This window comes from Cellulosimicrobium sp. G4 BAM 1002 (assembly GCF_057126935.1).
The window spans coordinates 1,960,596-1,972,968 of sequence record NZ_CP182109.1 but is presented as its reverse complement, the minus strand read 5'-3'; the positions used below and the strand labels follow the sequence as shown (position 1 = coordinate 1,972,968).

General features: G+C 73.7%; 12 protein-coding genes. 6 read left to right on the top strand and 6 right to left on the bottom strand.

Annotation, left to right across the window (positions count from 1 at the left end; translation table 11 throughout):
- Positions 1–54 precede the first annotated feature (54 nt).
- From ACMXGY_RS08865 to ACMXGY_RS08840, 6 genes are all read left to right on the top strand, one after another.
- Positions 55–1,539: an NAD-dependent succinate-semialdehyde dehydrogenase gene (locus ACMXGY_RS08865; RefSeq protein ID WP_483776474.1), complete on the top strand. Its 1,485-nt coding sequence runs from the start codon at positions 55–57 to the stop codon at positions 1,537–1,539.
- Between the two features lie 95 nt (positions 1,540–1,634).
- Positions 1,635–2,288, top strand: coding sequence for a TIGR00645 family protein (locus tag ACMXGY_RS08860; protein ID WP_483776473.1), 654 nt, complete (start codon positions 1,635–1,637; stop codon positions 2,286–2,288).
- Positions 2,285–3,103: an AzlC family ABC transporter permease gene (locus ACMXGY_RS08855; RefSeq protein ID WP_483776472.1), complete on the top strand. Its 819-nt coding sequence runs from the start codon at positions 2,285–2,287 to the stop codon at positions 3,101–3,103. Before ACMXGY_RS08860 ends, ACMXGY_RS08855 begins: the two co-directional genes overlap by 4 nt.
- A complete protein-coding gene (locus ACMXGY_RS08850; protein ID WP_483776471.1) occupies positions 3,103–3,423 on the top strand; it encodes an AzlD domain-containing protein in 321 nt (106 codons plus the stop codon). The genes ACMXGY_RS08855 and ACMXGY_RS08850 overlap by 1 nt, the downstream gene beginning before the upstream one ends.
- Positions 3,424–3,480: 57 nt before the next feature.
- A complete protein-coding gene (locus tag ACMXGY_RS08845) occupies positions 3,481–3,990 on the top strand; it encodes an N-acetyltransferase family protein (protein ID WP_483776470.1) in 510 nt (169 codons plus the stop codon).
- Positions 3,991–4,110: 120 nt separating this feature from the next.
- Positions 4,111–4,569, top strand: a complete 459-nt coding sequence (locus tag ACMXGY_RS08840; protein WP_483776469.1) for a hypothetical protein — start codon at positions 4,111–4,113, stop codon at positions 4,567–4,569.
- A gap of 49 nt (positions 4,570–4,618) precedes the next feature.
- Here ACMXGY_RS08840 and ACMXGY_RS08835 read toward each other — a convergent pair whose 3' ends face one another.
- From ACMXGY_RS08835 to ACMXGY_RS08810, 6 genes are all read right to left on the bottom strand, one after another.
- Positions 4,619–5,125: a hypothetical protein gene (locus tag ACMXGY_RS08835; protein ID WP_483776468.1), complete on the bottom strand. Its 507-nt coding sequence runs from the start codon at positions 5,123–5,125 to the stop codon at positions 4,619–4,621.
- Positions 5,122–5,865 (bottom strand): 4-hydroxy-tetrahydrodipicolinate reductase, encoded by a 744-nt coding sequence (gene dapB / locus ACMXGY_RS08830; protein ID WP_483776825.1) that lies wholly within the window; start codon positions 5,863–5,865, stop codon positions 5,122–5,124. Before dapB ends, ACMXGY_RS08835 begins: the two co-directional genes overlap by 4 nt.
- 161 nt (positions 5,866–6,026) lie before the next feature.
- The gene (locus ACMXGY_RS08825; protein WP_483776467.1) at positions 6,027–7,358 is read right to left on the bottom strand and encodes a M16 family metallopeptidase; all 1,332 of its coding nucleotides are present in this window, start codon (positions 7,356–7,358) and stop codon (positions 6,027–6,029) included.
- A gap of 1 nt (position 7,359) precedes the next feature.
- A complete protein-coding gene (locus ACMXGY_RS08820) occupies positions 7,360–9,606 on the bottom strand; it encodes a polyribonucleotide nucleotidyltransferase (RefSeq protein WP_483776466.1) in 2,247 nt (748 codons plus the stop codon).
- Positions 9,607–9,903: 297 nt separating this feature from the next.
- Positions 9,904–10,173 carry a 30S ribosomal protein S15 gene (gene rpsO / locus ACMXGY_RS08815; protein ID WP_483776465.1) on the bottom strand — a complete coding sequence of 90 codons (270 nt, stop codon included), beginning with the start codon at positions 10,171–10,173 and terminating at the stop codon, positions 9,904–9,906.
- A gap of 163 nt (positions 10,174–10,336) precedes the next feature.
- The gene (locus tag ACMXGY_RS08810) at positions 10,337–12,292 is read right to left on the bottom strand and encodes a peroxidase family protein (RefSeq protein ID WP_483776464.1); all 1,956 of its coding nucleotides are present in this window, start codon (positions 12,290–12,292) and stop codon (positions 10,337–10,339) included.
- Positions 12,293–12,373: the final 81 nt, after the last annotated feature.

The window sequence follows — 12,373 nt, the reverse complement described above, 5'->3', positions numbered from 1 at the left end:
CCGGCCGCACCGCCCCGGGTGCGGCGCGCCGAACGGCAGGGCGATACTCGGAGCATGTCCCGCCCCGCCTCGACGTCGAGCCTCTCCCCCGCGCTGGTCGCGCACGTGCCCACGGGGCTGCTCGTCGACGGCCACTGGGGCCAGGCCGAGGGGGGACGCACCTTCGAGGTCGAGGACCCGGCGACCGAGGAGTCGCTCTTCGACGTCGCGGACGCGAGCCCCGCGGACGCGCTGCGGGCTCTCGACGCCGCGCACCGCGCGGCGCCCGCGTGGCGCGCGACGCCCCCGCGCGAGCGCGGCGAGGTGCTGCGCGCGGTGTACGAGCGCGTCGTCGCGCGCGCCGACGACGTCGCCGCGCTCATCACGGCCGAGTGCGGCAAGCCGCACGCGGAGGCGCGCGCCGAGGTCCTCTACGGCGCGGACTTCCTCCGCTGGTACGCCGAGCAGGCGGTGCGTGCCGAGGGGCTGGTGCGCACGGCCCCGGCGGGCGGCAACCGCCAGCTCGTCTTCCGCCGCCCTGTCGGGCCCGCGCTGCTCGTCACCCCCTGGAACTTCCCCATCGCGATGGCGACGCGCAAGATCGGCCCGGCGCTCGCGGCCGGCTGCACGGTGGTCATCAAGCCCGCCCGGCTCACGCCGCTCACGACCGCGCTCGTCGCCGAGGTGATCCGCTCCGAGCTCGCGGACCGCGGCCTGCCGACCGGCGTGGTCAACGTCGTCCCGTCGTCGCGCGCCGCCGACGTCACCGAGCCGCTGCTCGCGGACCCCCGCCTGCGCAAGCTCTCCTTCACGGGCTCGACCGCGGTGGGGCGCACTCTCCTCGAGAAGGCCGCGCCCCAGGTGCTGCGCACGTCGATGGAGCTCGGGGGCAACGCGCCGTTCCTCGTCTTCGCCGACGCCGACCTCGACGCGGCCGTCGAGGGCGCGCTCGTCGCGAAGCTGCGCAACGCCGGGCAGTCGTGCGTCGCGGCCAACCGCTTCCTCGTGCACGACGCCGTCGCGCGCGAGTTCGCGCAGCGGCTCGCCGCCGCGTTCGCGGACCAGCGCGTCGGCCCGGGTGCGGACGAGGGCGTTCAGGTCGGTCCCCTGATCGAGGCGAAGGCGGTCGACAAGGTCGCCGAGCTCGTCGACGCGGCGTCCGACGGCGGGGCGCAGGTCCTCACGGGTGCGACCCGGCCGCGCGACGTCGGGCACTTCTACGCGCCGACGGTGCTGTCGGGCGTGGACCCCGACGCCCGGGTCGTCACGGAGGAGATCTTCGGTCCGGTCGCGCCGGTCGTCGCGTTCGGTGACGACGACGAGGGGCTGGCGCTCGCGAACGCGACCGAGTACGGGCTCGCCGCCTACGCGTACACGACGTCGCTCGACCGCGCGGTGCGCGTGTCCGAGGAGGTCGAGGCGGGGATGATTGGCATCAACCGCGGCCTGGTCTCCGACGCGAGCGCTCCCTTCGGCGGCGTGAAGCAGTCGGGCCTCGGTCGCGAGGGCGGCGAGGCGGGGCTCGAGGAGTACCTCGAGACGGTGTACGTCGCCCTGTGAGGCCCCGACGACGCCTGTTGGCGGTCGACCCCGGGCGTCACACGGCGTTGGTAGCCTGACGCTCCCCGCCACCGACTCCCGGAGAGCCCACGCCCGTGCCCTCGACGCCCGCGCCCGTCATCAGCCCGAACGTCCCCTCGCCCAACGCCCGCGTGACGACCGTCGGGTACATGATCTTCGCGTCCCGCTGGCTCCAGGCCCCGCTCTACTTCGGCCTCATCGTGGCGCAGGTCGTCTACGTCTGGCAGTTCCTCAAGGAGCTGTGGCACCTCATCGTCGGCGGGTTCACCGGCGAGCACGTGGTCGAGGACCCGGACACGCACGAGATGGTCGCCCACGTGTTCGGCGCCGAGGAGATCATGCTCGCGGTCCTCGGGCTCGTGGACGTCGTGATGATCTCGAACCTGCTCATCATGGTCATCGTCGGCGGCTACGAGACGTTCGTGTCCCGCATCCGGCTCGACGACCACCCCGACCAGCCCGAGTGGCTGAGCCACGTCAACGCGAACGTGCTCAAGACCAAGCTCGCGATGTCGATCATCGGCATCTCGTCGATCCACCTGCTGCGCACCTTCATCGACAGCCAGAACTACACGGCCACCCAGATGATGTGGCAGACGATCATCCACCTCGCGTTCGTCGTCTCGGCCCTCGCGCTCGCGGCCATCGACCGCATGTCGCTCACCGCGCACCAGCGCGCGGCCAACGCCGCCGCCGCGGGTGAGGGCCCGGCAGACCCGCACGCATGAGCCGGCCCGACGACGCCCCGCACCCCGACGCCGCCGTCGCTCCCGAGCGGGCGGACGTCGCGGGCGCCGTCGAGCACGCGGTCGAGGAGGAGGTCCGCGCCGCGGTCCGCCAGGCCGTGTCCGTGTCCGTCGCGACGGGCCTCTACGGGATCTCGTTCGGTGCCCTGTCCGTCGTCGCCGGTCTCGACCTCGCCCAGACCATGGCGCTGAGCCTCCTGATGTTCTCGGGCGGGTCGCAGTTCGCGCTCATCGGCGTGGTGGGTGCGGGCGGCGCGCCCGCTGCGGCGATCACCACGGCAGGGTTCCTCGGGGTCCGCAACGCGCTGTACGGGGCCCAGCTCGGCCCGCTCCTCGCGCTGCGCTCGTGGCACAAGGTCGTCGCCGCGCAGTTCACCATCGACGAGTCGACGGCGGTCGCGACGGCGCAGCGCTCGCGCCGCGCCGTACGCGCGGGGTTCTGGTGGACCGGCGTCGGCATCTTCGTGCTGTGGAACGCCATGACGCTCGTCGGGGCGCTCGCGGGCGACGCGCTCGGCGACCCGCGCGCGTGGGGGCTCGACGCCGCCGCGGCGGCCGCGTTCCTCGCCCTCCTCTGGCCGCGCCTCGCGTCGCGCGTCATGCAGCTCACCGCCGCGGCGGCCGTCGTGGTCGCCGTCGCCCTCATCCCGATCGCCCCCGGCGGGGTCCCGGTGCTCGCGGCGGCCGCCGTCGCGATCCTCGTCGGGGCCGTGGACGCGCGACGTCGGGCGCGCGGGACTGGCGGACCGGGCTCCAGCGAGGCGGACGGGCCCCGGCCCGGAGAGGAGTCGTCGTGATGACGTCCGCGACCATCTGGGTCGTCGTGCTCGTGGCGTCCGCCGTGTGCTTCGCGCTCAAGCTCGCCGGGCACCTCGTGCCCGAGCACTGGCTGGCCGACGAGCGCGTGGCACGTACGGCGGCGCTCGTCACCGCCGCGCTCCTGGCGGCGCTCGTCGCCGTGCAGACCGTCGGGGACGGCCAGGCGCTCGTCGTCGACGCGCGGCTGCCCGCGCTCGGCGTCGCGGCGGTCGCGCTCGCGCTGCGCGCCCCGTTCATCGTGGTCGTTGTCCTCGCCGCCGTCACGGCCGCCGGCCTGCGCGCCCTTGGCTGGGGCTGACGCCGGCGCCGACGGTCGGCGGCCGGCGCGGCCCGCGGGGTCTCGTAGGGTGGTCACGTGAGCCTCTTCCGCGAGACCGCCGACGTCTCCGTCCGCCCTGCCGTGCCCGGTGACGACGTCGCCATGACGGCGATCCAGGTCGGGGCGTGGCGGTCCTCGCACGGCGAGGTCCTCGGCGAGGAGGTGCTCGACGCGCTCGACACCGTCCGCATGCGCGAGCAGTGGGCCGCCGCGATCTCGTCCCCGCCGGGCCCGGGGTTCGCCGTGCTCGTCGCGTGCGCGGGCCCCGACGTCGTCGGGTTCGCCGCCGTCGCCCCGGGGCAGGTCCTCGCGCTCGAGGTCGAACCGCGCCACCAGCGCGGCGGTCACGGGTCGCGCCTGCTCGCCGCCGCGGTCGACCGCCTGCGCCGCGACGGCGCGGACGAGGTCGTCACGTGGGTCCTCGACGGCGACGACGCGCGCGAGACCTTCCTCGCGGGCTCGGGCCTCGGCCCCGACGGCCGCACGCGCACGCTCGCGACCGGGCTGCGCGACGTCGTCGAGCACCGGTGGTCCGCCGAGATCTGAACCGCACGGGTCGCTCCACCCGCGCGCCGTCGCCTCCGAGCACCGGCGGGCGGAACTCGTCACACGGTCGTGACACGCCCGTGACCCGTCGCAGGCGCTCCCCTGCCAGGATCGACCGGCATGGGGCTCCTGACGGACTACTTCGCCGCCGACGACGACGCGCGCGCGGCGAGCGTCGCCGTCGGCGGACCGGGGATGATCGACCCCGCGACGATGCGTGCGCGGATTCCCGCCGTCGACCTCCCGGGCATCGACCCGTTCGTGGTGCTCGGCACGCTCGTCAGCCTGCTCGAGGAGCGCCCGTACGCCGAGGTGACGAGGCATCCGCGGCACGGGTCGCTCGTCGCGACGGCGGGCGATGAAGGCCCGTGGGTCGTGTCGGTGTCGGACGAGCTGGTCGCGGCGCTCGCCATGACGAGCCGGACGAGGCTCGATGACGTCGCCGTACGGTGGGCGGCCACGGACGAGCTCGCGGGGTCGGATCCCGCGGCGCTCGCAGCAGCACTGCACCGGTTGGCCGCGCTGTGCGTGCGGGCCGACGACGCGGGTCACCGCCTGTACTGCTGGACGAGCCTCTGACGACCGGTGACGCTCCCGTCACGGCCCGTGAGCGCGGGGAGCAGTTGCGTCAGGCCGCGCGGTAGAGCGCCGCCGCCTTGCGCAGGGCCTCCCGCGCGCGCTTGCGGTCGCGCGCCGCGTCGTAGGCGAACGCGAGGTGGTACCACGCCTCCCAGCTCTGCGGGTCGGCGTCGACGGCGTCGCGGTAGGGACCGAAGGCGGCGTCCGCGGCCTCGCGGTCGATGCGCCCGCCCGGCGAGCGCGGCAGGTCGTCGACGGGGAGCCGGCCACGCGTGGCGAGGTCGTCCGCCATGCGCTGCACCGTCCCTGCCAGGAGGAACTCCCGGCCGACGAGCCCGACCACGAGCACCGGCAGGAGGAGCACTCCCGCGCCGATCGCGACCGCGACGGGCTCCCCCGTGCGGATGAGCGCCGCCGAACGGCCCGCGACCTGCCACACGTACAGCGCCAGCAGGAGCGTGACGAGGAGCGCGCCGACGATCGCCTTCCAGGGGCGCCCGCCGCGGGGACGGCGAGCGGCCGGGCCGTCGGCGCCTGCGCCGCCCGTGGTGCTCACGCGAGGTCCAGGACGTTCTCGAGCCCGACCGTCAGGCCCGGGCGCGCGACGACCTCGCGGACCGCCAGGAGGACGCCGGGCATGAACGAGACGCGGTCGAACGAGTCCTGGCGGATCACGAGCTGCTCCCCCTCGTTGCCGAACAGGATCTCCTCGTGCGCGACGAGGCCGCGCAGGCGGACCGCGTGCACGCGGACGCCGTCGATGTCGGCGCCTCGCGCCTCCCAGCCCGACTCGGTCGCATCGGGGCTCGGCGCGAGGCCCGCGTCGGCGCGCGCGGCAGCGATCGCCGCCGCCGTGTGCCGGGCGGTGCCCGACGGCGCATCCACCTTGGCCGGGTGGTGGAGCTCGATGACCTCGGCCGACTCGAAGTAGCGCGCGGCCTTCGCGGCGAACGTCATCGCGAGGACGGCCGACAGGCCGAAGTTCGGGGCGATGAGCACGCCGAGGGCGGGGCCGCCGTCCGCGGCGACGCGCGCGAGGTGCTCGGTGACGCGGCCACGGCTCTCGTCCGTCCAGCCCGTCGTCCCGACGACGGCGTGCACCCCCGCGTCGACCAGCGCGTGCACGTTGCCCTCGGTCGCCGACGGCACCGTGAAGTCGACCGCCACGTCGGCACCGCCGAGCGTCGCGGCGGACACCTCGTCACCGGCGTCCAGGCGGGCGACGAGCTCGAGGTCCGCGGCGCCGTCGACCGCCGCGCACACGGTCGAGCCCATGCGGCCCGCGGCGCCGAGCACGGCCACCTTCAACCGGTCGCGGGAGGCGGCGCCCGCCGAGGTCAGGGTCGTGCCGGGTGCGGTGGTGTTCTGCTCGTTCACGCCCGTCACCCTATCGTCGCGCGACGACGGCGGCCGCCCTCCCGGAGGAGGACGGCCGCCGCTGCCGGACGAAGCCGGTGTCAGTCGCCGAACGGTCCGACGCGCACGACCGACCGCGCGCGCGAGGCGAGCTCGCCGGCCAGCTTCTGCACGTCGTCGGCCGTGACCGAGCGGATCGCGTCGAGCGACTCCTCGACGCTCAGGAGCTCGCCGTAGACCAGCTCGGCCTTGCCGAGCCGGCTCATGCGCGAGCCGGAGTCCTCGAGGCCGAGGACCATGCCGCCCGAGAGCTGGCCGATGCTGCGGTCGAGCTCGGCGCCGGTGATGCCGTCGTCCGCGAGCCGGTCCAGCTCGGCGTGCAGGAGCGCGGTCACCTCGTCGACCTTCGACGGCGCGCACCCGGCGTAGAGGCCGAAGGTGCCGATGCCGCCGTGACCCGACGCGAAGGAGTACGTCGAGTACGCGAGGCCGCGCTTCTCGCGGATCTCCTGGAACAGGCGCGAGCTCATGCCGCCGCCCAGCACGGCGCTGAGCACCGACAGCGTGAAGCGCCGGTCGTCCGTGGCGGACAGCCCGGTGCCGCCGATGACGACGTTCGCCTGCTCCACGGCGCGGTGCACCGTGAGCTCGACGGCCGTCGTCCCGACGCCGGCCAGCGCCGGGTCGCCCGGGTCGCGGCGCGCGCGGGGAGCGGCGGACGCGTCGAGCGACCAGCCTCCGTCGTGCAGCGCCTGGGCCACCTGGGCCACGAGCGTGTCGTGGTCGACGCCCCCGGCGGCGGCGACGACGAGAGTCTCCGGCCGGTAGTGCCAGCGGTAGTGCTCCCAGACGGCCTCGCGCGGCACGGCGTTGATCGTGTCGGGGGTGCCGCCGATGGGGCGGCCGAGCGCGTGCCCGCCGAGGACGGCGGTCGCGAACTCCTCGTGGACGACGTCCGACGGGTCGTCGTCGTTCATCGCGAGCTCTTCGAGGATCACGCCGCGCTCGGTCTCGAGCTCGTCGGGATCGAGCCGCGCGGACGTCACCATGTCGGAGATGACGTCGACCGCCATGGGCAGGTCGGCGTCGAGCACGCGCGCGTAGTAGCACGTGTGCTCCTTGCCCGTCGCGGCGTTGGCCTCGCCGCCGACGGCGTCGAACGCCTCGGCGATGTCCATGGCCGAGCGCCGCGCCGTGCCCTTGAAGAGCAGGTGCTCGAGGAAGTGCGTCGAGCCGAAGTGGCCGTCGGTCTCGTCACGCGAGCCGACGCCGACCCACGCGCCCACCGTCGCCGAGCGCAGGCCCGGCATGGACTCGGTGAGCACGCGGACCCCGCCGGGCAGGACGGAGCGACGGATGGTCGCGCCGTCCTGCCCGGCGGTCAGCTCGGCCCCGGCGCTGCCGGCCGGGACGAGCGGGAGGTCCCAGGGCACGTCAGGCGTCCGCACCCTCGGTCGCGGGAGCCTCGGCGTCCGCCGCGGCGTCCTCCTCGACCACGGCGTGCAGCGAGAGCTTGCCGCGCGGGTCGATCTCGCCGATCTCGACCTGGACCTTCTGGCCGATCGACAGCACGTCCTCGACGTTCTCGACGCGCTTGCCGCCCACGAGCTTGCGGATCTGGCTGATGTGCAGCAGACCGTCCTTGCCCGGGGAGAGCGAGATGAACGCGCCGAACGACGTCGTCTTGACGACGGTGCCGACGAAGCGCTCGCCGATCTCGGGGACGTGCGGGTTGGCGATCGCGTTGATCGCCGCGCGGGCGGCCTCGGCCGACGGGCCGTCGGTGGCGCCGATGTACACGGTGCCGTCGTCCTCGATGGAGATGTCCGCGCCCGTCTCCTCCTGGATCTGGTTGATCATCTTGCCCTTGGGGCCGATGACCTCGCCGATCTTGTCGACCGGCACCTTCACGGAGATGACGCGCGGGGCGTTCGGGGACATCTCGTCCGGCACGTCGATGGCCTCGGCGAGGACGTCGAGGATCGTCAGGCGCGCGTCGCGCGCCTGGGTCAGCGCACCGGCGAGCACCGAGGCGGGGATGCCGTCGAGCTTGGTGTCGAGCTGGATGGCCGTGACGAACTCACGGGTACCGGCCACCTTGAAGTCCATGTCGCCGAACGCGTCCTCGGCCCCGAGGATGTCGGTGAGGGCCGCGTAGCGCGTCTCCCCGTCCACCGTGTCGGAGATGAGGCCCATCGCGATGCCCGCGACGGGAGCGCGCAGCGGCACGCCCGCGTTGAGGAGCGAGAGCGTCGAGGCGCACACGGAGCCCATGGACGTCGACCCGTTGGAGCCGAGGGCCTCGGACACCTGACGGATCGCGTACGGGAACTCCTCGCGGCTCGGGAGCACCGGCACGAGCGCGCGCTCGGCGAGCGCGCCGTGGCCGATCTCGCGGCGCTTCGGGCTGCCCACGCGGCCGGTCTCGCCCGTCGAGTAGGGCGGGAAGTTGTAGTTGTGCATGTAGCGCTTGCGCGTCTCCGGACCGAGCGAGTCGATCTGCTGCTCCATGCGGAGCATGTTGAGCGTCGTGACGCCCAGGATCTGCGTCTCGCCACGCTCGAACAGCGCGGAGCCGTGCACGCGCGGCAGGACCTCGACCTCGGCCGAGAGCGTGCGGATGTCCGCCAGCCCACGGCCGTCGATGCGCACGCCCTCGGTGAGCACGCGCTGGCGCACGAGCTTCTTCTGGAGCGAGCGGTACGCGGCGGAGAGCTCCTTCTCGCGGCCGTCGAACCCGGCCTGGAGCTTGCCGACCATCTCGTTCTTGATCTCGTCGAGACGGTTCTCGCGGTCCTGCTTGTCCGCGATGGCGAGCGCGTCGCGCAGGTCGGCCGAGACCTCGGCCTCGACCGCGGCGAACGCGTCGTCCTGGTAGTCCAGGAAGACCGGGAACTCCTTGACGGGCTTCGCGGCCTGGGCCGCGAGCGCCGACTGCGCGTCGCACAGGGCCTTGATGAACGGCTTGGCCGCCTCGATGCCCTCGGCCACGACCTCCTCGGTCGGCGCGGCGACGCCCTCGTCCTTGACGAGGCCCCAGGCACCGTCGGTGGCCTCGGCCTCGATCATCGCGATAGCTACGTCGGGCGAGCCGTCGGCACCGACCACGGCGCGGCCGGCCACGACCATGTCGAAGACCGCGCGCTCCTTGTCGGAGTACTTGGGGAACGCGACCCACTGGCCGTCGACGAGCGCGATGCGCACGGCGCCGATCGGGCCGGAGAACGGCAGGCCGGAGATCTGCGTGGACAGCGACGCGGCGTTGATCGCGAGCGTGTCGTACGCGTCGTCCGGGTGCAGCGCGAGGACGGTCACGACGACCTGGACCTCGTTGCGCAGGCCCTTGACGAACAGCGGACGCAGCGGGCGGTCGATGAGGCGGCACGCGAGGATCGCGTCCGTCGAGGGACGGCCCTCGCGGCGGAAGAACGAGCCGGGGATGCGGCCCGCGGCGTACATGCGCTCCTCGACGTCCACCGTGAGGGGGAAGAAGTCGAACTGCTCCTTGGGGTGCTTGCCGGCCGTGGTGGCCGACAGGAGCATGGTCTCGTCGTCGAGGTACGCGGCGACGGAGCCCGCGGCCTGACGGGCGAGGCGCCCGGTCTCGAACCGGACGGTGCGGGTGCCGAAGCGACCGTTGTCGATCGTGGCCTCGGCGAACTGGATCTCGGGACCCTCCACGGGTGCCCTCCCTTTCTCGAAGCGCCGCCCGGGTAGCCCTGTCGAGGGTTCCGGTCCGTGCCCCGGCACGCGTGGCGCAGGGGCTCCGGTCGCACTCGACGCTCGGCGGTCTTCGATCGAGGTCCACGGCGGTTCCCGCACCGGGCCGTCCGGGGACGGCGACCGTGGGGGTCCGTGAGCCACTACCGAGGACCGAACGAGAGGCCGGCGGCGCGGTGGTGAGTGGTATGCGGTTGTGACAGCTACATCACACCAGACCAGCCCGGCCCCTGCAGGGACCGGGCTGGCACGGGTGTGTCAACGACGCAGACCGAGGCGCTCGATGAGGCTGCGGTAGCGGTTGATGTCGACCTTCTGCAGGTAGCCGAGGAGACGGCGACGCTGGCCGACGAGGAGGAGCAGACCACGACGGCTGTGGTGGTCGTGCTTGTGCTCCTTGAGGTGCTCGGTGAGGTCCTTGATGCGCTGCGTCAGCATCGCGATCTGGACCTCGGGCGAACCGGTGTCGCCCTCGCTCGTCGCGTACTCGGACATGATGCGCTGCTTGGTGGCAGTGTCGAGGGGCACGGCTCTCCTTCGTAGGTTCGTTGCGCGGTGCGCCGGGACGTAGCTCCCGGGCTCTCTGGATCCGCGGCCGGTCAGACGGCGCACCCATCCTACCAGCGCGACGGCGCGGGCCGCCCCGGGGAGCGACCCGCGCCGTCGGAGGTGCGTTCCGGCCAGGTGCCGGTCAGGCCTGCCCGTCGTGCCCGGCCGTCCCTCCGCCGCGGAACTCGCCCGCGTCGTCGGGCAGGACGCCCGCGAACCGCAGGACGTCGGGGAGCGTGAGGACGAGCGACCCGTCCTCGAAGTGGACGCCCTGGGCAGGGGTCCAGTGGTTGCTCGTGCGGACGTACGACGTGTCGTCCTGGCGCAGCAGGTACACGAACGTCTCCGCGAGCACCCGGCTGCCGACCTCGCCGAGGAAGCTGCCGTTGCCCTGGAGCTCTGCCTCCTTGAGGACGTAGTACCACAACGGCGTGCCCCCGAGGTCACCCTCGCGGAGCGCACCGAGCGCCGCCTTCACGTCGTCGCTCGCGCGGGACTCGAGCTGGTCGCGGGTGAGCGGGGTGACGCCGAGAGCGCCCGCCACCGCCTCCCCGGTCGGCAGCGCGAGCATGTACCCCCGCAGGAGGTTGCGCTGCGCGAGCTGCTTCTGCAGCGCGCTGGCGACGAGCTGCTGCGGCGTGTGGACAGGCGGCTCCGGCGGGAGCACGCCCTCCTTGACGAGCGTGCCGAGGCTCGGCGCGAGGAACGTGTCGATCTTCTCGGCCGCCCGGAACGGCGACGGGTCGCCCTTGTCCACGAACCGCGCCCACTCGATGGGCCAGTTCGACGGGAGGGTCGGCCCTCCCGACGGCCCCGGGAACAGGCTCCCGCCGTTCCCGGTGAACTCGAACAGCTGGACCAGGCTCGCGTTGGCGGGCGGCGGGCCCGTGAAGTTGACGTTGTAGTCGTAGGTGTCCCGGATCATCGAGTGGCCGAACCGGAACGCCGCGACGGCGAACTCGAGCGGCATCGAGATCGGGTACCGGGGCCGGAAGAAGGACGTGTCGCGCAGCAGCACCGCGTCCAGGACGCCCGGCTTGGTGAGCGTGCGCAGGTAGTCGTTGACGACGAGCCACTGGTAGTGCCAGCGCACGAGCTGGCTGGCACGCTCGTAGACGCCGCGCTCGCCGTCGGCGTGCCGCGCCCATGGCTCGAACTCGGTCACCCAGTCGACGACCGCGTTGTGGAAGCGGATCATCGCGAGGTGGAACTGGGCCACGACGAGGTTCTCGTCGTTGCGCCCGTCCGGGATCAGCGGTGCCCCGTTCTCGTCGCGCGGCAGGTCGCGCTGCGCGTCGCCCCCCGGGGCCACGAGCTCGAACGTCGGCCCGCCCGGGATGGCGAGCGCCTCGGTCGAGATGCGGCCGAGCCGGAGCTTCGCCGACCCCGGCACGAACGACGCCTCGCTGCGGGTGGTGCCGTGCCCGGGCTCACCCTCGAAGACCGGGCCGCTGCCGTAGAGCGAGTCGAGGTTGAGCGCCGGGTGCCGTCCGTTGTGCAGCGAGCGGACGACGACCTTCGGGTCGAAGACCGTGAACGGGACCGCGTCCACGTCTCCCAGCGCCTGGTCGCTGCCCTCGCCGTCGTCGTCCTTGTCGGGCCCGTTGGTGTTGAGCGTGATGTCGTGGTCGATGAACTGGCCCCAGTACGTGTAGACGGCGGGGACGCGGGAGTTGAGGTCCCGCGGAGCCTGGCCCGGCACGGCCTGCGGTCGCGCGACCATCGACGCGCCGAGGTCGAGGAGCGCCCCGACGGTGCGGGTCGAGGCCCCGTCGCCCACCGGGAGGTGGAAGGACGGGAAGCGCCCGGCGAGCTCCGGGAACAGGTAGTCGAACGCCGTCGTGGAGTCGTAGCGGTGGAGCAGGTGGTCGCGCGCGACGGCGGCGTCCGCGGCGGGCAGGAGCGGTGCGTTCGACGACGCGGGGTCCACGTCCGTCCCCGCGTCCGCCGCGTCGGCGTCCGCAGCGACGGCCGACCCGTGCCCGACGCTCCGCACGGTGCGGCCGATCGGGGTGGACGCCTGGTCGACCGCGTCGGGAGCGACGTCGTCGACCACGCCCTCGGCGACGGATGCCGCCAGGTTCTGCTGAGCCTCCATGGCTCTGCCTCTCTGTGCGAGGTGCGGTGGGAGGCCCGCCGGAGCGGGCCGCGCCGACGACCGGCCGCGAGGATGGCCTGG